This window comes from Rhizobium sp. Root1220, assembly GCF_001426265.1.
Taxonomy (GTDB): domain Bacteria; phylum Pseudomonadota; class Alphaproteobacteria; order Rhizobiales; family Rhizobiaceae; genus Rhizobium.
In genome coordinates this window covers 345,845-369,588 of sequence record NZ_LMDG01000034.1, presented here as the reverse complement: position 1 = coordinate 369,588, position 23,744 = coordinate 345,845, and the positions used below count along the sequence as shown (strand labels likewise).

At 59.9% G+C, this 23,744-nt stretch carries 20 protein-coding genes and 1 other annotated feature; of the genes, 15 read left to right on the top strand and 5 right to left on the bottom strand.

Annotated elements, in window-relative coordinates; genetic code table 11:
• Positions 1–393: 393 nt before the first annotated feature.
• The 6 genes from ASC90_RS23065 (at position 394) to ASC90_RS23040 (ending at position 9,575) form a co-directional block, all read left to right on the top strand.
• Positions 394–1,503: an efflux RND transporter periplasmic adaptor subunit gene (locus ASC90_RS23065; RefSeq protein WP_056545642.1), complete on the top strand. Its 1,110-nt coding sequence runs from the start codon at positions 394–396 to the stop codon at positions 1,501–1,503.
• Positions 1,500–4,589, top strand: coding sequence for an efflux RND transporter permease subunit (locus ASC90_RS23060; protein ID WP_056545637.1), 3,090 nt, complete (start codon positions 1,500–1,502; stop codon positions 4,587–4,589). The genes ASC90_RS23065 and ASC90_RS23060 overlap by 4 nt, the downstream gene beginning before the upstream one ends.
• A 220-nt stretch (positions 4,590–4,809) precedes the next feature.
• Complete coding sequence (locus tag ASC90_RS23055) at positions 4,810–5,307, top strand: DUF1269 domain-containing protein (protein ID WP_056545636.1); 498 nt, start codon at positions 4,810–4,812, stop codon at positions 5,305–5,307.
• Positions 5,308–5,464: 157 nt separating this feature from the next.
• Positions 5,465–6,508: an AI-2E family transporter gene (locus ASC90_RS23050; protein WP_056545635.1), complete on the top strand. Its 1,044-nt coding sequence runs from the start codon at positions 5,465–5,467 to the stop codon at positions 6,506–6,508.
• A 573-nt stretch (positions 6,509–7,081) separates the two neighbouring features.
• Positions 7,082–8,218 (top strand): helix-turn-helix domain-containing protein, encoded by a 1,137-nt coding sequence (locus ASC90_RS23045; RefSeq protein ID WP_056545816.1) that lies wholly within the window; start codon positions 7,082–7,084, stop codon positions 8,216–8,218.
• A gap of 133 nt (positions 8,219–8,351) precedes the next feature.
• Entirely contained in the window at positions 8,352–9,575 is a 1,224-nt protein-coding gene (locus ASC90_RS23040; protein WP_156393092.1) for a hypothetical protein, read from the top strand.
• 9 nt (positions 9,576–9,584) lie between these two features.
• Here the strand turns inward: ASC90_RS23040 and ASC90_RS23035 are convergent, their stop codons facing one another.
• Positions 9,585–11,039: a lytic transglycosylase F gene (locus ASC90_RS23035; protein ID WP_244480436.1), complete on the bottom strand. Its 1,455-nt coding sequence runs from the start codon at positions 11,037–11,039 to the stop codon at positions 9,585–9,587.
• A 153-nt stretch (positions 11,040–11,192) separates the two neighbouring features.
• Positions 11,193–11,248, top strand: a sequence feature (sul1 is cis-regulatory element that is thought to sense ions involved in sulfur or methionine metabolism; They are found in Alphaproteobacteria).
• A gap of 68 nt (positions 11,249–11,316) precedes the next feature.
• Here ASC90_RS23035 and ASC90_RS23030 point away from each other — a divergent pair.
• On the top strand, positions 11,317–12,783 hold the full coding sequence (locus ASC90_RS23030; RefSeq protein WP_056545633.1) for a SulP family inorganic anion transporter: 1,467 nt from the start codon (positions 11,317–11,319) through the stop codon (positions 12,781–12,783).
• A 109-nt stretch (positions 12,784–12,892) separates the two neighbouring features.
• Here the strand turns inward: ASC90_RS23030 and ASC90_RS23025 are convergent, their stop codons facing one another.
• Entirely contained in the window at positions 12,893–13,465 is a 573-nt protein-coding gene (locus tag ASC90_RS23025) for an SRPBCC family protein (RefSeq protein ID WP_056545631.1), read from the bottom strand.
• A 4-nt stretch (positions 13,466–13,469) separates the two neighbouring features.
• Positions 13,470–13,838 carry a metalloregulator ArsR/SmtB family transcription factor gene (locus ASC90_RS23020; RefSeq protein ID WP_156393090.1) on the bottom strand — a complete coding sequence of 123 codons (369 nt, stop codon included), beginning with the start codon at positions 13,836–13,838 and terminating at the stop codon, positions 13,470–13,472.
• Between the two features lie 189 nt (positions 13,839–14,027).
• Between ASC90_RS23020 and ahpC the strand changes: the two genes are divergently transcribed.
• From ahpC to ASC90_RS22980, 8 genes are all read left to right on the top strand, one after another.
• Positions 14,028–14,591 carry an alkyl hydroperoxide reductase subunit C gene (ahpC, locus tag ASC90_RS23015; protein ID WP_056545629.1) on the top strand — a complete coding sequence of 188 codons (564 nt, stop codon included), beginning with the start codon at positions 14,028–14,030 and terminating at the stop codon, positions 14,589–14,591.
• Between the two features lie 94 nt (positions 14,592–14,685).
• Positions 14,686–16,269 carry an alkyl hydroperoxide reductase subunit F gene (gene ahpF / locus ASC90_RS23010; RefSeq protein ID WP_056545627.1) on the top strand — a complete coding sequence of 528 codons (1,584 nt, stop codon included), beginning with the start codon at positions 14,686–14,688 and terminating at the stop codon, positions 16,267–16,269.
• 13 nt (positions 16,270–16,282) lie between these two features.
• The gene (locus ASC90_RS23005) at positions 16,283–17,179 is read left to right on the top strand and encodes a LysR substrate-binding domain-containing protein (RefSeq protein ID WP_056545625.1); all 897 of its coding nucleotides are present in this window, start codon (positions 16,283–16,285) and stop codon (positions 17,177–17,179) included.
• Positions 17,180–17,255: 76 nt separating this feature from the next.
• On the top strand, positions 17,256–17,453 hold the full coding sequence (locus ASC90_RS23000) for a hypothetical protein (protein ID WP_056545624.1): 198 nt from the start codon (positions 17,256–17,258) through the stop codon (positions 17,451–17,453).
• Between the two features lie 58 nt (positions 17,454–17,511).
• Positions 17,512–18,156 (top strand): alpha/beta family hydrolase, encoded by a 645-nt coding sequence (locus ASC90_RS22995; RefSeq protein WP_056545623.1) that lies wholly within the window; start codon positions 17,512–17,514, stop codon positions 18,154–18,156.
• Positions 18,157–18,388: 232 nt separating this feature from the next.
• Positions 18,389–19,252, top strand: a complete 864-nt coding sequence (locus ASC90_RS22990) for a glycine betaine ABC transporter substrate-binding protein (RefSeq protein WP_244480438.1) — start codon at positions 18,389–18,391, stop codon at positions 19,250–19,252.
• Positions 19,249–19,944: a L,D-transpeptidase gene (locus ASC90_RS22985; protein ID WP_056545621.1), complete on the top strand. Its 696-nt coding sequence runs from the start codon at positions 19,249–19,251 to the stop codon at positions 19,942–19,944. The genes ASC90_RS22990 and ASC90_RS22985 overlap by 4 nt, the downstream gene beginning before the upstream one ends.
• A 61-nt stretch (positions 19,945–20,005) precedes the next feature.
• Positions 20,006–20,335, top strand: a complete 330-nt coding sequence (locus ASC90_RS22980; protein WP_056545615.1) for a hypothetical protein — start codon at positions 20,006–20,008, stop codon at positions 20,333–20,335.
• A gap of 57 nt (positions 20,336–20,392) precedes the next feature.
• On the opposite strand, the gene ASC90_RS22975 is transcribed toward ASC90_RS22980, so the two are convergent.
• On the bottom strand, positions 20,393–22,636 hold the full coding sequence (locus tag ASC90_RS22975; RefSeq protein WP_056545613.1) for a glycoside hydrolase family 2 TIM barrel-domain containing protein: 2,244 nt from the start codon (positions 22,634–22,636) through the stop codon (positions 20,393–20,395).
• A gap of 174 nt (positions 22,637–22,810) precedes the next feature.
• Positions 22,811–23,722, bottom strand: a complete 912-nt coding sequence (locus ASC90_RS22970) for an SMP-30/gluconolactonase/LRE family protein (RefSeq protein WP_056545808.1) — start codon at positions 23,720–23,722, stop codon at positions 22,811–22,813.
• Positions 23,723–23,744: the final 22 nt, after the last annotated feature.

The window sequence follows — 23,744 nt, the reverse complement described above, 5'->3', positions numbered from 1 at the left end:
GTTTGCTGGATTCTATGCTGATCACTTCACTTCTTGAACCGCACTATAGTTGGGGACGGAGCACTGCGTTTTCGGGTTTCCGAACAATGCGCAAGCTGATCCGGGGTGGAAGGGAGCCTCGTCATTTGGGTTCCCATTCGGGAGTTCCAGCGTTCGTATTGATCACCAGGACACGCGCATGGATGAATGAAGAGCGTATTCTTTTGCCGCCTCGCTCTCTTGCGGGTGCCGCCACCACCCCGAGGTCGCCCGCCAGGCGGCACATCGACCGCGTGGTGCAGCATGGCCCGAGTGGCCCGGTCCACGTTACCCTGTTGATTCTATTTCATTTCTGCAATCATCCACGCGTGGCGGCGAGACGTCGCACCGGTAAATTATTCGGGGAAATCGCCGATGAACATACGCCTTGCCGCACCGAGCTTCCGCGCGACAGTCGGCGCGTCCGCCGCAGTTCTGGCTGCTGCATTTTTCCTGGTTGGTTGCCAGCGTGAGGAGGACACCGCCGAGCGGCCACCACGGCCGGTGAGAACGATTACGGTTTCCTTCAATCCCGAGGACACTTACGGGTCGCTTGTCGGTGAGATACGACCGCGCATCGAAACCAACTTCAGCTTCCGTCAGGGTGGCGAGATCAGGGAGCGCGACGTCGAGGTTGGCGACCTGGTGGAGGTCGGGACCGTTCTCGCCCGCCTGGACGCCGAGGATGCGCAGGATGCGATGCGCAAGGCAGAAGCAAATCTGTTTGCGGCACAGGCTCAATCGCAGAACGCCGAAACCGAGCGGGCGCGGCAGCAGCAACTTTACCCGCGAACGTCGACTCGTCAGGCTTTCGACGCGGCGACCGCTCAAGCGAGCATGGCGCAGGCTGGTGTCGATGCGGCCCAAGCCGGCCTGCGGATAGCACAGACCAATCTCGACAACCGAGTGCTGAAGGCGAACGCCGCTGGCGTCGTTACCGCGATCGGGGGTGAAGTCGGGCAGGTCGTAGGCGGCGGACAAATGGTGGTGCGGGTTGCGCAACTCGGAACACGAGACGCCGTGTTCCAGGTTCCCGAAGCCACGATCCAGACCACTGGCGGCGATGCACGGGTCGACGTGCAACTCTTGAGCAACCCCACCATCAAAGCGACGGGAACGGTGCGGGAGATTTCTCCGACCGCCGACCCGATCACCCGGAACTTTACCGTTCGGGTCGGGCTCGATACGGCGCCTGACGAATTCCGTTTCGGCAGCGCCGTTCGCGGCACGATCCGGCTCTCCGGTGACCCCGCGGCTCGGCTGCCGATCACGGCGTTGTTCAGTCAGGGTGACCAGAGTGCCGTCTGGATTGTCGATGCGGCCAGCAAGACGACCAAGCTTGTGCCGGTCGAGGTGCATCGCTTCGACACCAACGATTTCCTTGTGACCAAGGGGTTGTCGAGCGGGGACAACGTCGTCGTCGCCGGGGTGCAGCAACTTCGCCCCGGAATGCCTGTTCGCTTGCTTGAAGGAAGCGCAGAATGAACGATGGCTTCAACCTTTCGGGCTGGGCGATCCAGCGGCAGAGTCTTGTCATCTTCCTCGTGCTTCTGAGCGCCATTGCGGGCGTTCTTGCCTACATCAACCTGGGTCGCGACGAAGACCCGGAGTTCACCTTCAAGACGATGATCGTCTCCGCCGGTTGGCCGGGAGGGACGATAGAGCAGACGGCCGATCAGATTACCGAGCGTCTCGAGCGGACGCTCGAGGAGGTTCCACATCTCGACAGCCTGCGCAGCCTGACGACGGCCGGGCAATCGATTGTCTACGTAACGCTCGACGATTCGACCCCAGCTGATCTGGTCGGGGAATCCTGGTATCAGGCCCGAAAGAAAGTCGGCGACATGGTGTCGACGCTGCCGGCTGGCGTGCGAGGACCATTCTTCAACGACGATTTCGGCGATACCTTCGGCATCATATACGGTTTTACCTCCGACGGCTTCAGCGATCGCGAAGTGCGCGACTGGGCTTACGAGGCCCGCAACCGCCTGCTCCAGATCGAGAATATAGGCAAGGTCCAGCTGATCGGCACGCAGGACGAAACCATCTACATCGAGTTCTCGACCGAGCGGCTGGCAAGCCTGGGCCTCAGTGCGTCGACGGTGATCGGAACAATCCAGGCGCAGAATGCGGTTCTGCCTGCGGGGCTCATAACCTCCGCGCAGGATCGGACCATCCTGCAGGTATCCGGCAGCCTTGCCGACGAGACCACCCTCAGACAGCTGAACATTCCGACCACGTCCGGTTTCGTACGTCTCGGCGATATCGCCAGCGTGGTGCGGGGAACGGTTGATCCGCCGCAGCCACGCTTCCGCATCAAGGGCAAGCCGGCGATCGGCATCGCCATTTCGATGGCGTCCGGCGGCGACATTCTGCAGCTCGGTCAAAACATCGATGCGATGATGCAGAAGCTCGAGGATGACTTGCCGCTCGGTATCAACCTGACGCATGTGGCGAGCCAGCCGGCGGTGGTCAAGACTGCCATTCGCGGCTTCACCACGTCGCTGGGGCAGGCGGTCGTTATCGTTCTCGGCGTCAGTTTCCTTGCGCTAGGGCTGCGTGCCGGCATCGCCGTTGCCGTCTCCATACCGCTTGTTCTCGCACTGACCTTCCTGTTCATGGACATTACGGGTATCGCCCTGCAGCGCGTCTCGCTCGGCGCCTTGATCATCGCGCTGACGCTGATGATCGATGACACGATGGTAACCGTCGAGACAATGATGGCCAAACTCGAGCAGGGCTATGAGCGCGTTCAGGCGGCATCTCACGCCTATACCTCGACTGCATTTCCGATGCTCGCGGGCACGTTGGTGACAATTGCCGGTTTCATCCCGGTGGGTTTTGCGAGGAGTTCGTCGGGCGAGTATGCGCGATCCCTTTTCCTGGTCATCGGTTTTGCGCTCATCGTGTCCTGGCTGGTGGCCGTATTGCTGACACCGATCATCGGTCTTGCCGTCCTCAAATCGGGCACTGCAACAGGCCCTAAGCCGGATAGCGCGCTGATCCGAGGCTTCAAGAATTTTCTGCGTGCGTGCATGCGGATGCGCGTCGTGGTGGTTCTCGCCACGGCGGCGATGTTTGCGGTGGCGCTCATCGGATCGTCCGCCATGAAGCGGCAATTCTTTCCGGCATCCGACAGGCCTGAACTCATCTTGCAACTGACCCTTCCGCAGAGTGCATCGCAGGAGGCAACGGCCGTCGAAGTGTCAAAGGCCGAAGAGGTGCTTGCCGCCGACGAGGATGTGGCGGACTGGAGTTTCTACGTCGGCTCCGATCCGGTTCGCTTCTATCTGTCGATGGATCTTCAGGCTCCGGCTCCATCCCGCGCGCAGGCGGTGGTCATCGCCAAGAGTGTCGGCGCACGTGATGCGCTGCAGGCACGCTTGCAGAAGGTGCTCGACGAAAAGCTGCCCGACATCGTCGTGCGTGTATCGCCGCTCGAAATGGGACCACCGGTCGGCTGGCCCGTCCAGTATCGTGTGAGCGGACCTGATATCCCGGGCGTCCGCAATGTCGCCTGGCAAGTGGCCGATGCCATCAGCAAGGTTCCGGGCGTGGTTCAGCCAAATCTGGATTGGAATGAACCAGTCAGGAAAATCGTCATCAACGTCGATCAAGACCGCGCTCGCCTGGTGGGACTGAATTCCTCCGTGATCGCCCAGACGCTGTTTGCGACGGCATCCGGCATCCCGATTACGCAGGTCCGGGACTCGATCTACCTCGTCAACGTGGTTGCCCGGGCCACGGCAGAGGAGCGTGTCGACATCAGCACGATCCGCACGCTGCAAATCCCGGTCGGCCCCAATCACACGGTGCCGCTTTCGAGCATCGCGACGATTGACTATCAGACGACGCAGCCCGTCATCTGGCGCCGCGATGGTTCAACCACAATAACTGTTCAAGCGGATACGGCCGAAGGCGTGCTGGCCGCCGGCGTCGTCGAAGCCGCAGCCAGCAAGATCGCCGAGGTGCGCAAGGCCAACCCGCGCTACCCGATAGAGGTTGGCGGCGCCGTCGAAGGTGCCGAAGAGGGGCTAGCCTCGGTTGTCGACATGCTGCCGGTGATGGGGATCGTCATCCTCATTGTCCTGATGTTTCAGTTGCAAAGCGTGCAGCGGTTGCTGCTCGTGATCAGCGTCGTGCCGCTGGGACTGATCGGCGTGGTACTGATTATGCTCTTGACCAACACTCCGGTGGGTTTCATCGCCGTGCTCGGGATGATCGCGCTTATCGGCATGATTACCCGAAACTCCGTGGTGCTGATCGACCAGATCGATCTCGCGATCGAGGAAAAAGGCCGAAGCTGGCGGAGCGTTATCGACGTCACCGCGCAACGGTTGCGGCCGGTTTTTCTGACGGCGGGATCCACAGTCCTCGGCATGCTGCCGATCATACGCGATCCATTCTGGTCACCCCTTGCCTTTACCGTCATCGGCGGTCTGGTGGTTGCGGCGGCACTCACGCTGATCTTCCTGCCGGTGCTCTATGTACTGTGGTTCAGAATTCCCGCGGAAGCCGAGCCGGACAAGGTCAAGGCGAGCGTGGCGGCGCCAGCCGCGGCTGGGGGCTGACGGCGCTCGCATCTGGTCAGTGCCGGAGTATCGGGACCGGCTGCGGCGGTTCGGTTCGTCTGTGCGCGGCGTTGCGGAGAGGCGTCCGCGCGGCTCCGGCGGCGAAAGAAAGAGACGGAATGCAAAGCTGCGGGATTCTATGCTAATTTCTTCGGTACATTCCCGGCTATGATTTGGCGTTGGCAATCCTGTTCAAAGCCCTGTCGAAGGGGGAGTAATCATGTCTGATCTGATTGCAATTGTTTATCCTACCGAAGCAAAAGCCGAGGAAGTGCGTCAACGTCTCTTCGAATTGCAGAAGGAATACTTGATCAAGGTCGGAGATGCCGTCATCGCCACGAAGACGGAAGGCGGCAAAATCAAATTGAACCAGTTGGTCAACACGACGGCTGCCGGTGCAGCGTCCGGGAGTTTCTGGGGCCTGCTGATCGGTGTCCTGTTTCTCAATCCACTGCTGGGGGTAGCGGTTGGTGCGGCGTCGGGAGCCATTGGCGGAGCCTTGACCGACGTTGGTATCAACGATGCCTTCATGAAGGATCTCGCCGCAAACCTTCAGCCGGGGAACGGGGCGCTGTTCGTGCTGATCCAGGAGATGACCGCGGACAAGGTGCTCAAGGAAATATCGGCCTACGGCGGAGTCGTGCTGAAGACCTCTCTCGACGAAACGAAGGAACAGGTCCTGCGTGACGCTCTGCAAAAGGCAACCGCGGCAAGCTAGTTTCCGATTATCAACCGCATCGAACGACCCGCGCGGGACGAGGCCAAGGTATTGGCTGTTTCGCGCGGCGGTGGAGACTGGTCTCCGCGTGATCCAATACGACAACGATTTGCGAGACTGCGCTCGGGGCTGACGGTGCAATATTCTAGGGGCAAGCATGGTTGAAGCAGGCGGCAGTCGAATGATCGGCTCGGTAGCGACCGGTATCCTCGTACTGGCTTTGCTCTATGTCGCACAGTCGATCTTTGCGCCGCTGATCTTTTCCCTGTTCGTCATTGCACTGGTGTGGCCATGCCAGGCGGCCTTGCAGCGGTGGCTGCCCAAACTCGTGGCACTTCTGATCACGCTGGTCGTCACCATGGTCGTGATTTTGGCCATCGGTTCGTCGGTGGCATGGGGTTTTGGGAAGCTTGCACAATGGCTCTTTCTCAACGCCGATCGGTTCCAGACGATCTATGTGGACTGGACAACCTGGCTTGAAGGGCATGGTCTCGCCGTCGCGGGTCCCCTCGCGGACAGGTTCGATGTTACCTGGCTGGTCCGTTTTGTGCAGGGGATGGCTGGGCGCGTGAACAGTTTCGCCGGTTTTGCCCTGCTGATCTTCATCTTCGTCATGCTTGGCCTGCTCGAGGTTGAGGACTTCAATGCACGCCTCGTCGCGCCCGCCGCCCAGCCTTACGGAATGCGTATACTGGCGGCTAACCGCGTCATCGGTACAAAGCTGCGACGGTTCATGATCGTCCGCACCTTCGCCAGCGTTCTCACCGGATTGGTGGTCTGGCTTTTTGCACTCGGCGCGGGACTAGAACTCGCCGGGGCGTGGGGTGCGATCGCATTCGCCCTCAACTACATCCCATTTCTTGGCGCGTTTGTCGCGACGGCGCTTCCGACGCTGTTTGCCATCGCGCAATTCGATTCCTGGCAGGCCGCGGGATTGATCTTCGCGAGCCTCAACATCATCCAATTCATCATCGGGAGCTATCTGGAGCCACGGCTGACGGGGGCTTCGTTGGCGATATCGCCGTTCGCGGTCATTTTCGCGGTATTCTTCTGGAGCTTCATGTGGGGAATTTCGGGTGCCTTTATCGGCGTGCCGATCCTGATCGCGTTCATCGTCTATTGCGCCGGGACGCCGTCGGGAAAATGGGTCGCAACATTGTTGTCTGGCGGTTCAAGCAGCGACATGGACAGCAAGGTATGAATTCGGCGCATCGCCTTGTGCGATGCAGTCAATTTGGGCGCGGGCGCAGCCTGCATGCCTCGCAGCGACGTTACATAAGCGTTGCTGCATCTGAGGGTTGAGAAGAGAGGTCGAAAAGGATAGATTGCAAGCGGGGGCTCAGATCGACTGCCAGAGGGGCACGTCGCAATATACTGAAAAGGCGGCTGTAAAGCGCGTCGGCGCTTTCCGCTGCGGGCGAAGAAAGGTCGCCTTCCAGGTCTGGGAATAACATATCGCTTGCATCATTCAGACGTCATCCGGCCCACCTCGTGGGCCCGAGAGGAGAGTACGAATGAAATGCACATTTTCTTACGTTCCCTCAAACGCCTTTTCCACTGCTGTAAATTCGGCTTCGGGTCTGGCAGCTGTCGGGAACTTGAGGAGTTCTGACGGCAGCCTCTTCCCACAAACCGCATCTCCTGTTTTTCCCGGTGGTGTGCAAGCGTTCGTCACGTCCGACGACCGCCGCGTGCCTGTTTTCCGTAAGCGAGAACTTTCCGAAACTCAGCGCCGATTGCGTCCCGCCATCGGCCAACTGGAGGTGACGCGATGATGACCGAAGATATCATCCGGGATGCTGCGTTACTCGAAGGGCAACTGAACAACCAGAGCGGCACGACTGCGGACTGCGACGCAGTTGACGATGCACCAGTGGCGGGCAAGTCGTCGTTCCTGCCGCATTTCGAATTTTCGACAGCCGGGCTGGCGCGCTCGGATCAGTTTGCCGCATGGCGCAATAGTTTCGCCGCCATGCTCGAGCTGGCTGACGTGGATCCCACGACCGCTGAATTCAGCGGCCAACAGAAACTCTGGGATCTGGGCAGCCTCGTCCTCGCGCAGATCAGCACCGACAGCCTGGCGTTTGCGAGCTTGCCCGGGCATGTTCGACGGGATCCCGTTGATCACTGGACAATGACCGTCCTGCTGTCCGGATCGATCCGGACAGATGCCGAGAGGACCGCGTTTGCGGCAGGTCCGGGTGAGGTCCAGATTCATTCGCTTGGTCGCCCCTTCACTGGCGCAGTGGACAAAAGCGAGATGCTTATGCTCTTTGTGCCGCGCGATCTGTCCCTTGAAACCGCGGCTACCCTTGGCGCGGCCGAATTTTCCACGCTTGGGACCGGCATGGGCCGACTGTTTTCGGACTACCTGATCGATGTCGCAAATCGACTGCCAATGCTTACCCAGAGTGATCTCCCAGGGCTCGCGGCGGCAACGCGGGCGATGATACTTGCATGCGTGTCGCCATGCGCCGACCATATTGAGGCTGCGGAGGGACCGATCGCCAATGTCCTGCTGGAAAGGGCAAGGCAGTTGGTACGCAGCCGGTTGCTCGACCCAAAACTAGGGAGTGAGCTGGTGCGGCGGGAACTCGGTATCTCGCGTACGCGGCTTTACAACCTGTTCGAGCCCTTTGGCGGGGTGATGCATTATATTCAACACCGCCGTTTGCTGAGTGCCTATGCTGCGTTGACAGACCCCAACGATCGGCGCCTCATATTTCAGATTGCCGAAGAGTGCGGTTTCAGCGACGGCGCAGAGTTCAGCCGCGCGTTCAAACGAGCGTTCGGCGACAGCCCGAGCGAGGTGAGGCACCGAGGCGGAGGCGGGATACCAATTCGGCTAGACCTCGAAGATTGCCCGTCGGAAGAGCGCCTTGGCGTACTGCTGCGCCGGTTGCAGGGGTGACTGAGCCGGGGGCCAAATTGGTTCTGGCCGCTGGTTTTGAAGGCGAATGCGGTCGCGGGGAGTTGGCATCCATGTTTCTGATTGATCCACGGCCGATGACCACGTCTTCTCGACATGCGCGGACTCAGCTGCCATGAGTGCTGCAGGCAACCAGAGCCACCCGTCATCGGAACAGTCGGTGCCCGAGAAACAGAGCACGATCGACTTCCTGGCGTCGCACGGCGGTCCGTTTTACGAGCTGCAACGGCGAATGAATCTCCTACAAGAACGCGCGCTGCGAACAGGCCGGCGAGCGTTGCTGTTCGTCGGGATCGCCTGGTTCGTTCCGCTCCTTCTCACGATACCTTCGCTGTTTTCCGCTGCGCCGACCGTGACGACCTATCTGAGTGATCCGGGTGCCTGGGCAAAGTTCATGATCGCGATCGGGGCTTTCGTCCTCGCAGAACAACAGGTCGAGCGGGGTCTTCGCCACAAGCTCCGACAATTCATGCGTGCGCCGTTGATCGCGCCAGCAGCGACGAAAGATGCAATCATCGCGGTGAACCGGGCCTTGCGACAGCGGGACTCGCGAACGGCGGAAATTGCTTGCCTTGCACTGGCTGTGTTCGCCTCGGTCATCGCCTATGCCAATTGGGAGCATGTCGCCACATCGTCCTGGACGGTCACGGTGACACCGGATGGCAACCAGGTGACGCTCGCGGGCTGGTGGACCATCTTTGTAAGCCTTCCGCTGTTTGTCTTCCTGTTTTTTCGCGGGGTCTGGCGGCACCTAGTGTGGGCGTTGCTGCTCAGGAGGATCGCCAAGCTGGAATTGCGTCTTGTCGCGACCCACCCGGACGGCAAGGGGGGCTTATCGTTTCTCGCCGAGTATCCCAACGCCTACATGTTCTTCGTCTTCGGCATCAGTGCGGCCATCGCCGCCGCGTTTGCAAAACACCTGATGCAGGAAACGCTTTCAACCGGGACATTCACGACAATGATGGGCGCGTGGCTGGTTGTCGTGCTGGCATTCTTCGCGCATCCGCTTTCGGCCTTCTCCAAACCGCTTGCCATGCTCAAGGAGCAGAGCCTGCTCGTGCTGGCCGCAAAGGCGACGACGTTCCAGCGCGCCGCGGAGCGGAAGGCTATCGGCGCGAATGTCGCTGCCAACAGCGCGGAAGAGGCCGCAGAGCCCGTCGAGATCGTCGACCTAGGCAAGCAGTATGATACGACGCGCAAGCTTTCGGCGATGCTGATAAATCGTTCAGCTGTTTTGCCGGTTGCCGCGGCTGCCTTGCTGCCCTTCGCGGTCGTCGGTGCTACCAGACTTCCCTACAAGGAGGTTTTCTCGGTGCTCAAGAAGCTGCTGCTTCTCTGACGATTTGACCTACTCGACCTGCTGCTGCGGTTTCGTTGCTGAATCTTCGACCCTGTCGGACAGCAGGCTGTAGGCAATGTAGTATTTGTAGATGTTGCTGACATATTGCACCGTCTCACGACCGACGATCGCTGCCGCGCCGTTCTCGACATTTCCGAACCAGACGTTGGGGTCGAGGTTCATTTCTTCCGCCTTGTGCCTGAACTTCCTCAAATTGCCGGGGCCGGCGTTGTAGGCGGCGAAGGCGAAAAGGACCTGCTCGCGCGGCGTCAGGTCCGGATCGTCGATGTAGGTGTCGATGAGATGGCGCAGGTATTTGGCGCCAGCTTCGACGTTGCGCTCGGCGTTCTTGTCTATACCTTTGATGTTTACGGATTTGTCGGCCGCCGTCGACGGCAGCAGTTGCATTATGCCGACCGCGCCGCGCGGGCTGCGGCGCGACTGGTTGAGTTGGGATTCCTGATAACCCTGTGCTGCGAGCATGAGATAGTCGAAGGAATACTGGTTTCCGTATTGACGGAAGATGGCGATCAGGTTGCGAAATTTCTCGCGATCTTCCGGTGAGCTCGCACGACGCACGATCTTGTCGCTTTTGTAAAACTTGGTCCGGAGCATATTGCCGAAGGCCGTGCCGACCCGATGAGTGGTCGCGAAATCGTCGAGAATGGCCTTCAGGTGCGGACTATTTTTGCGGATGGCCCATGCGATCTGACCGTCGGAAGCAATCGCTACATCGTCCCGTACCTTGATGTCAGGAAAAACCGACATCCAGATCACAGCTTTGTACTGATCGACGACGGTCCAGGGCAGAAGACCGGCGTTGACCATCTCCATCAGATCCTCGTCCTCGAGGCTTTCGTCCATCAGGTGCAGAGTGATCTCCGGCTTTCCTGCTGCCTTCCGGCTTTCGTTCAGCGCGGTCAAGTGTTCATGGTAGCTGCTGGATTCGCGAACGAAAACTTCCTTGCCGCCGAGATCGTCGAGTGAGCTGATGGCCGGGGCTGCCGGTCCAGTAACCAGCACTTCAGATGCCTTGTCGAAAAGCGGTGCCGTGAAATCCACCTGTGCCTGGCGTTTGGGTGTCACCGTCATGTTGGCCATGATGATGTCGCCGCGGCCTTCGTTCAGTGCGGAGATAAGGTCTTCCCGCGCCGTTGGGATGAAGGCTATTCGGATATGGTCGATCTCCTTGCCCTTGCCCTTGTTGAGAACTTTTTCCAGCTCGCGACCGAAATCGACCGCGGTGCCGTATTGCGCGCCCTTATCGATGAAGTAGATGGTCTTGCTGTAGGGTACGATAATGCGGACGAGGCGGTGTTTTGCCATCGTGTCGAAGTCGCCCGTCACATTGCCGATGACGTTGACCGGTAGCTCTCTTCCTGGAGTGGCGTGTGCCGTGTCGAAGGCAGGCGCGGCCCACAGCATCATCAGTATGGAAAATGAAGCCGAAACTGTTCTCCACATCGCACGCTCCAAGGTTTCAGCCGCACCACAGTATTGTCGGGAAATACCTTGTTGTCATCCGCGTCGTGGTGGAGCGGCGGAATATTTTGGCGACCGCAAGACGCCCGGATATTGCACCGCAGCACGAAAGAAGATTATACACGGGGCATTCACCACGGACCCGGTGAGACTCCGGGTGGCTCTTCTGGCCGCCGATCCGCCAGACAACGCAAAACCTGAACGCCACTGACGCAACTGCTCGACAGAGCGGACGTTCGGCATGCTTTGCGAGAACCACATGCAAATTCCACATATTTTCAGGGATTGGTCCACCAATCCGACACGCGAAATGCTTGCCGGGGCGGTGGCGACCTTCGCATTAATTCCCGAGGTCATCGCCTTTTCGTTCGTCGCCGGCGTCGATCCCCAGGTCGGCCTTTTCGCTTCGTTCGTTATCGGTATCGTCATTGCATTCGCTGGCGGGCGGCCTGCGATGATTTCGGCGGCGGCCGGGTCTGTTGCCCTTGTGGCCGCGCCGCTGGTTCATGCCCACGGACTGCCCTACCTGTTTGCCGCCGGGCTGCTCGCGGGCATATTCCAGATCATGTTCGGCCTCCTGCGTCTCGGCGTCCTCATGCGGTTTGTTTCGAAATCCGTCCGCACGGGATTCGTCAATGCGCTGGCGATATTGATTTTCGGCGCCCAGTTGCCGCATATTCTGGGTGGCGACTGGATCGCCTACGGCGTACTGGCCGCCGGGCTTGCGGTCATCTATCTCGCCCCCCGCATCACGACGGCAATACCTTCGCCACTTATCTGCATTCTCCTCATGACCGTCGCCTCCGTCACCCTGCACCTTCCGGTTCAGACCGTCGCGGATCTCGGAAAACTGCCGGATTCGCTTCCGGTTTTTGGCTGGCCCGCCGTCCCACTGACGGTCGAAACGTTGAGCATCATTGCTGGGCCTGCTCTTGCCATCGCCATGGTGGGACTGCTGGAATCGATGATGACAGCGAGTGTGGTTGACGATCTCACGGATACGCCGAGTTCGAAGAACCGGGAATGCACTGGCCTAGGTGTTGCCAATGCCGCGTCCAGCCTGTTTGGCGGTATCGCCGGTTGCGGCATGATCGGGCAGACGGTCAGCAACGTGAAGTACGGTGGTCGCGGCCGTCTCTCTACCCTCTTTGCCGGCGCTTTCCTGCTGGTTCTGATGGTTTTGCTCAAGCCTTGGGTATCCCAGGTCCCGGTCGCCGCCCTGGTCGCCATAATGATCATGGTCTCGATCGACACCTTCGACTGGTCGTCGTTGCGTGCCGTGGTGATCCACCCGAAGACATCGAGCGCCGTAATGGTGGCGACCGTGATTGTCACCGTGTTCAGCGCCAACCTTGCTCTTGGCGTAGCGGTTGGCGTGCTCCTGAGCGGTGTCTTCTTCACGTTCAAGGTCGCACGGTTGTTGCGGATTGATGTGGAACCCGATGTCGTGGCGAAGCGATTGGTGTATCGTGTTTCCGGACAGGTCTTCTTCGCGTCGGCTGACATCTTCATCGAGGCGTTCGATATCAGGGACGCTGCCGGCATGACTGTTCTCGTCGACGTGTCGCAGGCCCATCTGTGGGACATTACGGCGGTTGCGGCGCTGGAGAGGGTCGTGCAGCGGTTCAAGGCGCATGGCATTCCGGTGGACGTGGTTGGGCTCAATCAGGCAAGTGCCACCTTGATCGGACGCATCGACAACGCGACTGCCCTGAAGGAGATCTGAACCGTCCGGGTCGGTTTTTAGCGGGAAACCCGCGCAGGAACGCACGGGCTTCCGGTATGCGACATCCCGACGGCTGCGGCGCCGATGGAAGGCAGAGCTATTCTGGTGCCTACTCGGCGAAGCGCGCCTGGTAGACCTTCATGAGCCTGATCTGCTCGGGCCAGAAGCGGCGTGGCGTTGTTTCCGAAAGGAGGTCGATCAGGATTCCAATATGGACGTGCCATCCGGCACTCATGTTGACCAACTGCATGCGGTTGGGGATGCGGCGATGCGTGACGACAAGCCGTGTATCGGGACCTTCCTGCGAAAGCTCGAAGGTGGTGTCCGTTCCGGTTCCGTCGGCGCTCCAGTTGAAAGACAACAGGCGCGGTGGCTCGCATTTGGTGATCACTCCCGTCATCACATGGTCGACCCCATCTGCGGAACAGACGCTGTCCGGGTGCGTCTCGCCATCCGACAGGTCGCTGTTGCGGAAGGTGAGCGAAACTGCGCCGCCTTGCCGAAGCTCCATCGGCCCACCGGCGAACCATTTGGCCCGCTTGTCCGAGTCCGTGAGGTATGACCATACCCGTTCTATCGGGCCGGGAAGAAGACGTTCGATTCTCACCGTCTCCGGCGCGAGCATGGTACCATATGGTTCCGCGGTTTTGCCGCGGGCGTAGGATTCTGCTGCGGTATCCATCGTGCTAGTCCTTCTCGTTTGTTGGTACTGCCTTCTCTTCTTTCGTCCTGTCCTCTTCACGCAGGAGGGTTTCCAGCGTGTCGAGCTTGCTGTTCCAGAAACGCTCGTAGTGCTTCAGCCAGGCATCGGCTTCCGCCAGTTGCGCCGCCCGCAGGCTGCACAAATGCGTGCGGCCGCGGATTATGCGCGTGACCAGCCCGGCGCGTTCCAGCACGCGCACATGCTTGGATGCGCCAGCAAAACTCATGCTGAACGGCGTTGCCAATTCTCCGATTGTCCGTTCGCGTTCCGCCAGGTGGCCAAGCATGGCCCGTCGTGTCGGATCGGAAAGGGCGTGAAAAACCGCGTCGAGCTGTGTTGAATGATCAACCATGTGGTTTAATATAGCCGTCGCCCGCCAATTGTCAACCGATCGGTTTAAGATGTGAGCAAGGCACCGTGAATCCGATAGGCAGTGCCTATCGAAATTCGATAAGTTATCTATTTTATTTATGGTGAGCACCTGTTTATGTTGCGCCGCGAAAGCGCTACTTCGCTTTGCAGCAATTTTACAGGAGCCTTAATGTCCCTCATCAATAGCACCATCAAGCCGTTCAAAGCGCAGGCCTTCAAGCAGGGTAAGTTCATTGAAGTGACCGACGCCGATACCAAGGGCAAATGGGCTGTCTTCTTCTTCTACCCGGCTGATTTCACCTTCGTATGCCCGACTGAACTCGGCGATGTTGCCGACCACTATGGCGAACTGCAGCGTCTCGGTGTCGAGGTCTATTCGGTATCCACCGACACGCATTTCACCCACAAGGCTTGGCACGACAGTTCAGAGACGATCGGAAAGATCGAGTACACCATGATCGGTGATCCGACCGGCACGATCACCCGCAACTTCGAAGTCATGCGCGAAGGCGAAGGCCTTGCCGACCGCGGTACCTTCGTCGTCGATCCGGACGGCGTGATCCAGGCGATGGAAGTGACAGCGGAAGGGATTGGCCGCAACGCGGCTGACCTGATGCGAAAGATCAAGGCAGCGCAATATGTTCGCGCCAACCCCAACGAAGTCTGCCCGGCGAAGTGGGAAGAGGGCGAAAAGACGCTCGCGCCGTCGCTGCACCTCGTCGGCAAGATCTGACATCAGAGCGAATGCCGCCCCTCGTCGCGGGGCGGCAACGACATCGCGGGCTGCGAGGCTCGTGGTAGCCAAAGCCATTGCAACGGAGTGCCGCATGCTCGACGACAATCTCAAAAGCCAGCTGAAAGCCTACCTGGAAAAGGTCGTGCGACCGATCGAGATCACGGCTTCGGTCGATGACAGCCCGAAATCGGCCGAGATGACGGCTCTCCTGAGGACACTGGTCGAGCTCTGCGACAAGATTTCCCTTGCCGAACACCGTGGCGACGGCGAGCGCACTCCCTCCTTTGCCATGAACAGCCCGGGGCAGGATATCCATCTTCGGTTTGCCGGTGTTCCAATGGGCCATGAATTCACGTCGCTTGTGCTGGCCTTGCTTCAGGTCGGCGGCCACCCACCGCGTACCGAGCGGGCGATCATTGACCAGATCAAGGATCTGGACGGGGATCTGACCTTCGAGACCTATTTCTCGCTGTCCTGCCAGAATTGCCCCGATGTCGTTCAGGCGCTGAACTTGATGGCGGTCCTCAATCCTCGGATCAAGCATGTTGCGATCGACGGGGGCGTCTTTCCGGCGGAGGTGGAGCGCCGGCAGGTGATGTCGGTGCCGACCGTCTATCTGAATGGCGAAGTCTTTGCGCAGGGGCGCATGGAAGTCGAGGAGATCGTCGCCAAGCTCGATACCAACTCGTCCGCCCGCGCGGCCGCTCGCCTCAACGAGCGCGCGCCCTATGATGTCCTTGTCATCGGCGGCGGGCCGGCAGGCGCAGCCGCAGCGGTCTATGCTGCACGCAAGGGTATCCGCACCGGTCTCGCGGCCGAGCGCTTTGGCGGTCAGGTGCTGGACACGATGGCGATCGAAAATTTCATTTCCGTTCGCCACACCGAAGGTCCGCAGTTTGCGGCTTCTCTTGAAGAGCACGTCAGGGAGTATGATGTCGACATCATGAACCTGCAGCGGGCCGAGAAGCTGGTGCCCGGCAGCGATGGGATGGTCGCGATCGAACTGGCAAACGGAGCGACCCTTCGTTCGAAGACCGTTATTCTTTCGACCGGTGCACGCTGGCGGCAAATGGGAGTGCCGGGCGAGGATAACTATCGCAACAAGGGCGTGGCTTACTGCCCGCATTGTGACGGTCCGCTGTTCAAGGGAAAACGGGTTGCCGTGATCGGCGGCGGCAATTCGGGCGTTGAGGCTGCCATCGACCTGGCCAATATCGTCAGCCACGTAACGTTGATCGAGTTTGACAACACGCTCCGCGCCGATGATGTGCTGCAGCGCAAGCTCCGCAGCCTGCCGAACGTCGACATCCTGTTGTCGGCCAAGACAACCGAAGTTCTGGGTGATGGTCAGAAGGTGACTGGGCTCATCTATGAGAATCGCGTCGCCGGACAGCGCCACACGCTCAGCCTGGAAGGCATCTTCGTCCAGATCGGGCTTCTTCCCAATACCGAATGGCTGAAGGGTACGGTCGAGCTTTCGCCGCGCGGTGAGATCATCGTCGATCATTACGGCAAGACCTCCATCCCCGGCGTCTTTGCCGCAGGCGACTGCACGACTGTCCCTTACAAGCAGATCGTCATCGCGCTCGGCGAGGGGGCAAAGGCTTCGCTAGCCGCCTTCGATCACCTGGTGCGCACCACCGCGCCCGACACAGACGTCGTCAAGGCGGCTTGAACTCCCGGCCATCATGACACTGCGTGAATTGGAATATCTAATCGCCTTGGCTGAACACCGGCATTTCGGCCGTGCCGCCGAGGCGTGTCTGGTCAGCCAACCGACGTTGTCGATGCAGATCAGGAAGCTCGAGGCGGACCTGGGCGCTCCGCTCATCGAGCGCGGCGCGCGGTCGGTAATGTTGACGCCTCTCGGGCATGATACCGCGCAGCGGGCGCAACGCATCATGGCCGAGATCGATGAAATGCGCAGCGCTGCACTGCGCAGCCAGGAACTTGAAAAAGGCAGCCTGCGCCTCGGGATCTTTCCAACGCTTGGGCCCTATCTCTTGCCGCATGCTGTTCCGCGTCTCCACACCCAGTTTCCGGATCTCGAAATGTTGCTTGTGGAGGAGAAAAGCGAGAGCCTTTTGTCGCGCCTGCGTGACGGCAAACTGGACGCGGCTGTTCTCGCGTTGCCGATCGACGACGATGGGCTGAACACCGAATTTCTGTTCGAGGAGCGCTTCCTTCTTGCGGTTCCCGCCCATCATGAGCTTGCAAGGCGCAATGCTATCACCGTTCACGAGCTTCGCGGCCACGACCTCATGCTGCTTGAGGACGGTCACTGCCTGCGTGACCAGGCACTCAATGTCTGTCGTCTGTCCGGCGCAGCCGAGCGGACGTCGTTTCGCGCGACGAGTCTGGAAACGCTCCGCCAGATGGTCACTGCCGACGTCGGAATGACGCTTCTGCCAGAGCTCGCAACACTTCATCCCGTGCCGGCCAATATACACCTGCTGACGTTCAGCGATTCCATACCCAGCCGGCGGGTGGGTATCTGTTGGCGCAGGAATGCCGCAATGGCCGGCCTTCTCCGGGAGATAACCGCCGTGTTGCGGGATGTCGCCGCGCAGTTGCTTCCGAGGTGACGGTGTGGAAGCCGCAATCCGATCGTCGGGAACTTTTAGCGCGGTCACCGGTTGCTTTACCAAAAGGAGCGAAGTGATGTTGACCCTTGAAGAAATTCTCCTCGTTTCCGCAGACCGCGTAGCATCCTGCCGCGTCGAAGTTCAGCTTGATCTCGATGAAGTCATCGCTCGTTTCGAAAACGTCGGGTTCTCCCGCAAGGAGGTTCTTTTCGCGATGAGTGAGTTGATCGGCGAGAAGTTCGCCGCGCTGCCTGACATGCCGAAGCTTCATTGATGTCGGTGGCGACCTCGATGCGTTGTGGCGCACAGGGCGTTGGTTTAAGACTTCGACCATGAGCGGCAAATTCCTGATTATCGGGCCAGTCGATGCCCAGACAACCATTCTGCTCGCGCATGGCGCAGGCGGCGCGATGGATTCCAAATCGATGACGGCTGTGTCAGCCGCACTCGCGGCGGCGGGGTTTCGTGTCGCGCGTTTCGAGTTTGCCTACATGGCTGGGCGCAGGGTCTCGGGCGCCCGGACGCCTCCGCCGCGGGCCGATACATTGATTCCCGAGTACCTGGCTGCCGTCATGGAACTGGCAGCGGACGGTCCGCTCGTCATCGGCGGAAAGTCGATGGGCGGGCGGGTCGCCAGCATGGTCGCGGATGAACTTCATGATCGCGGTGCGGCTGCCGGCCTGTTGTGCATCGGCTATCCGTTTCACCCTCCGGCCAAGCCCGCGCAACTGCGCACGGCGCACCTGCTGGAACTGCGGACGCCAACGCTGATATGCCAGGGCACACGGGACGAATTCGGAACCAAAAACGAGGTCGAAAGCTATCGGCTTTCCGCGCAGATCGATATTCTCTGGCTGGAAGACGGTGATCACGATCTTGCGCCGCGCAAGAAAATCTCCGGGTTCTCGGAGGCCGACCATCTGGCGACAATGGCGGTACATGTGAAGGCGTGGGCGAAAGATCTCCTTCGGGCCTGAAGGACTGCTCTTCATGTATGGTTGCTGTTTTAGCAACTACGCGGTTGACTGACCTTGCCGCATTATGCATCCTCGCGCCCAGAGTGTACGGGGCATTTCCTTCGATCCTACAACGCATGTTTGGGGGCAGGGCATGGCGAAGTGCGTGGCATCATCAAGGCTCTTCATATCTGTGTTTACCGCAGCGCTCGGGCTCTGCGGAACGGCATCGTCTGCCGATTTGCTAATCGCGATGCCGAACTGGCCCTCGGGACAGGCGACGGCGAATATTCTCAAGGTCGCCATCGCCAAGGAGTTCGGGCTTGACGCCCAGGTGCAGGAAATCGGCACGCTCAACGCCTTCGTCGGCCTTGAGAATGGCAAGGTGGATATCCACCCCGAAGTCTGGCAACCGAACCTCCAGGACGTGATCAAGAAGTTCGTGACGGAGAAGGGCGCCGTGGTTCTCAGCCAACACAGTGTGCCTGCATGGCAGGGCATCTGTGCGACATCGGCCGCGGCTGAAAAGGGGCTGAAGACGATTGCCGATCTCAGCGATCCCGAAAAGACCAAGGTTCTGGATACCGATGGCGACGGCAAAGGCGAAATGTGGATAGGCGCTCCTGCCTGGTCGTCGACCGGCATAGAGCGGGTTCGGGCCAATACCTACGGTTATGCCAAGAACCTGACGCTTGTGGAGACGGAAGAGGAAGTTGCCATGGCGGGCCTGGATGCGGCGGTCGCAACCAATCAGCCGATGGTTTTTGCCTGCTATGCGCCACACTTCATTTTCGATCTGCACCAAATCGTGCGCATCGCCGAACCGCCGCATGACGCTGCCAAGTGGAAGCTCGCCAGCGGTGACGATCCGCTCTGGATCAGCAAGTCGAGCGCGTCAACTGCCTGGGATGCGGCTCATTTCAACATCGCATACGCTACCGCTTTCGATAAAAAACACCCCGACATCGCGGCATTCCTCGAAAAGGTCGATCTCTCGCCGGAGGAAGCGACGGCAATGAGCTATGCGCTGGAAGTGGAACATCAGGCGCCCCTCGGATATGCTAAGAAATGGGTCGAGGGGAACGCAGCGCGGGTCGATGGGTGGGCGAAACGATGAAGACACCGTTCCAACTTCAAACGAGGCTGGCGTCGTTGAGTGGTCGTCGGAAACTGGCCTTGGCCTTGCTGGGTGCCGCCTGCCTCTGGCCGCTTGCGGCGCTGGCGCAAACGCAGATTTATGATGCCAAGACACGCACATGGGTCGACTACGACAAGAAGAAGGCGCGCCAGTATTACGCGCGCAACAATCAGCCGCCGGAAGCATTCCGGATGCAGACCGTGCCTTTCCGTACGGCCGAAGCTCCAGGTACGATCATCATCGACGGAAACCAGCACTTTCTCTATTTCGTGCAGTCGGGTGGCCAGGCGATCCGCTACGGGATCGGCGTAGGGCGCGAGGGCTTTGGCTGGGCGGGCATCGTGCGGGTTGGACGAACGGCCGAGTGGCCGACCTGGACGCCGCCGGCAGAGATGGTGGCCCGCGACCCTAACGCGGCGAAATGGGCGGCCGGCATGCCGGGCGGTCCGGAAAATCCCTTGGGAGCAAGGGCGCTCTATCTTTACGACGGCAACCAGGACACGATCTACCGAATCCATGGGACTGCCGAGCCGTGGACGATCGGGCTGGATGTTTCCTCCGGCTGCATACGCATGAACAACAACGACATCACCGACCTGCATTCGCGGATCAAGATCGGCGCCAAGGTGATCGTGCTCATGCAAGGGGCAGCGCTCTACAAGGGCGTTTGAGAATGACTGCCGGCGCAAGCCGAAGAGGGAAATAACCACGTCATTCCGGGGGGACAGGAATTTGTTTGAGAACATTGCGAAGAGCATTTTACGCGGCCGGGCAGTGTTGGCACTGGGGAGCGCCACGCTGCTTTGTGCCTGCAACACAACGACACCGCCAGCGCCTGACAGCATGGCGCGCACGACCCTGCAGACCGCGCCGGCGGACTTGCAACTCCTTTGCGCCAACGCCGCCGCCGGTGCTTCGGGCTCGACGAGCACCAAGGTGCTGCCCATTGGATCCCGCCAGTTGCCGGATGGAACCTTCGGCGTTGATCTCGACGCCGGCGGCCGCAAGTTCGCCTGCATCGTCGACAATAACGGGACGGTCCGCTCGGTGCAGCCGGCCTGAACCGTATCTGCTGTGGAGGTCCCCCGCCGAGTGTCGGGTAGGCACCTGCTCGAGCGATTAGACGGCTACGATGTCCAGTTGCACGGGAGCGAAGCGGGGCGAGGTGACTTCCACGGTTATGTTTCCGACAAGCCCGGTCGCCTCCAGCCAGAAGCCGGTCGTGCCGCCTTGTAGCGGGACGGACGACGGGCCGATGATCTTGGCAGGACCTTCGACGCGCAGTGTAATATTGTCGTTCATGAAGGGCAGGCGCTGCCCCTGCTGGTCCAGCGCGCGGATGATCACGCGCGTCGTGTCGCGCTCGCGGGCTTTCAGGCTGGTGCTGTCTGCAACGACCTGCATGGATGTCGGCAGGGGATCTGCGGCAAGTGTCAAGCTGGCGACCGGTTCGCCATCAATAAGACCCGTAAATTCGCCGTCGATCCATTCGAGCCCCCAGGTTCCGAGTTCGTCGGGCGTGAAGTGCCGATGGTCGAGCACCACGGGTGGGTGCGGCAGGTGCGGGAAATTCTCGCGGTCGGGGCCGATTCGCTTGGTGAGGTTGCCGTATTTCAGTTCGATCTCGTCGCAGTTGGTAAGGATGATCAGCGGCAGGACGCCACCGATGTTGCGCTCGCCGCGCGCCCAGAAAGTGACCGGCTTCATCACAATCTCGTCGGCGGGGTCACATTGGCTGGTGTAGACCCAGGCCGCGAATTTTGGCTCCCGGAACATGTCCATGACGCCGTGATAGCAGATACGGTCGCCGGAGCCGAAATCCTTGTGGGTGTTGTAATCGAACATGCACCAGCCGATCGCGCCGGCAATGTCCGGATCGCCGTGAGCAGCGTTCAGCACTTCCAGATGGCGGCGGACATGTTCAGCTTGCCGCGCCTCCTGGTCGTATATCTTGGTCGGGTACATGTGGCCGCCGAACTCGGTGATCATGTAGGGCACCTTGCGGGACAGACCCGTGTTTTCCTGCTGCGGGCGAAGTGCCGTGCGTGGACGGTTGGCACCCGGAAGCTCCTCGTTGCCAAGGATGAAGTCGTTCATCGTGTAGACGTCTTCGAGCAATTCGCTGTCGGTGATGTAGCGCACGCCGCCCGTCTGGCGCGTCGGGTCCAGTTCGCGGGCGAGCCGGTTTGTCTCGACGTAGAAATCATGGCTGTCGAGCGACTCGTTGATGCGAACGCCCCAGATGATGATCGACGGATGATTCCAGTCGCGCTCGATCATGCGGCGGACGTTGCGGATCGATTCCTGCTGCCATTCCTCATCACCGATGTGCTGCCAGCCCGGGATTTCCTCGAATACCAGCAACCCGATCCGGTCACACCGGTCGAGGAACCACTTGGATTGGGGGTAATGCGAGGTCCGGACGATATTGCATTTCAGGACCGACTTCATGATGTCGGCGTCACGCTCCTGTGCGGAGCGGCCGGCGGCGTAACCGACATAGGGGAAGGCCTGATGACGGTTGAGACCGCGCAGTTTCAGCGGGCGCCCGTTGAGGAGGAAGCCCTCCGGAGTAAACTCGGCCGTGCGAAAACCGAATTGAGAGGACACACGGTCAGAGCCGTTGCTCGTCTTCATCTCGACCGCAATCTCGTAGAGAACGGGGTTGGCGATGTCCCAGAGCGAAATGTCCGTCAAGTTGTCGAAGGACAGCGTGATACTCTCGTCGGTAGTTTCGCCCGAGGCCGTCGCGAGTACATGTCCGTCCGTATCCTTGAGCGATGCGGAGATCGTTCCCACGCAGGCCAGCCCTTGTGGATTGGCGACGTCGATGCGGACAGTCGCCGATTTTTCGTCGGAGAGGACATTGTGTGTCTCGATCTTGAGGTTCCGGATCGACACGGGATCAGTCACCTTCAGCCACACGTCGCGATAGATGCCGGCATATGTCAGGTAGTCGATGCGACCGCCGAACGGCGGTATCTCAGGGTTCTCGCTGCCGTCGATCCTCACGGTAATAAGGTTGTCACCCTTCAGGAGTTTGCCGGTCAAACGGGCTTCGAACGGCGTGTAGCCATCCTTGTGGGCAACGATCTCCTCACCGTTCAGATAGACCACGGCATCAGCCATGGCGGCATCGAAAACCACGGAGACCTCACGCCCCTCGAACTCTGGCATCCAACGCAGTGCCTTCTGATAGGTAAAAGCGCGTTGATAGCTGGTCTCGTCAAAATAATTGAACGGCAGTTCGACGGCGGTATGCGGCAGGCTGATGGTTGGATGACCCTCGAAGGCATCCAGCAGGTGCTGGCCAAAGCCTTCGTGAAAGCTCCAGGATTCGTTGAAGGAGACGACTGATCGCATCTCAGGCTCCCATGACAAAGACGTTGGAGACAGGGTCGTGCCCTTCACAGGCGCATGAAAATTCGAACATCGTTTCTCTCTCGATGTGTTGTGCATTTCAAGGTTCGGCGCAGCTACCGGGCCAATGCACGGACTTTCGGATATGGCGGGATGGCAAAGTTCGTCCGCAACCTCTTACGGGTACTGGGCACCGTTGGTGGTGGTATAGATCGAGTACACCGATTGCGTCGCGGTGATGAACAGCCGGTTTTTCTTGGGGCCTCCGAAGACGATGTTGGATACCGTCTGTGGAATCTTGATCTTTCCAAGCAGCGTGCTGTCGGGCGCAAAGCAGTGCACGCCATCGGCAGCACTGCTCCACAGATTGCCCTGTACGTCGAAGCGGAAGCCGTCCGGTATGCCGTTATCGATCGAGCAGAAGAAGCGACTGTTCGTAAGTGTTCTGCTATCGACCACATCGAAGACGCGGATGTGGCGGGGAACCTCGTGGTCTGAAGAACCGGAATCAGCAATGTAGAGCTGCTTCTCGTCCGGCGAGAAGGCGAGGCCGTTGGGCTGGATGAAGTCGGTGACGACCGCTTCGATCTCGCCGGTGGCGGCATCGATGCGATAGACGTTGCGGCTTTGCTGCTCGGGTTCCGCCTTGTGTCCTTCGTAGTCGGACATGATGCCGTAGCTCGGGTCGGTGAACCAGATGGAGCCATCCGACTTGACGACCACGTCGTTCGGCGAATTCAGGCGTTTGCTCTGGTAGCTGTCGGCAAGCACCGTGATCCGGCCGTCGAACTCGGTGCGCGTCACACGACGCCCGCCATGCTCGCAGGAGACGAGCCGTCCCTGGCGGTCGCGGGTGTTGCCGTTGACGTAATTCGAGGGGGAACGAAAGACGGAGACACTGCCATCGGGTACCCAGCGCATCATGCGCTCGTTGGGAATGTCGCTCCAGAGAAGGCAGTTGAGGTCGGAGAACCAGACGGGACCCTCCGCCCAGCGGCAGCCGGAATACAGCTCCTCCAGCCTGGCACTGCCGGCAATCAGGCTGCGGAAACGGTCATCACGAATGTCATAGAGTGCATCTTGTGACACAGCCTGCTCCTCCCAAAGCGAT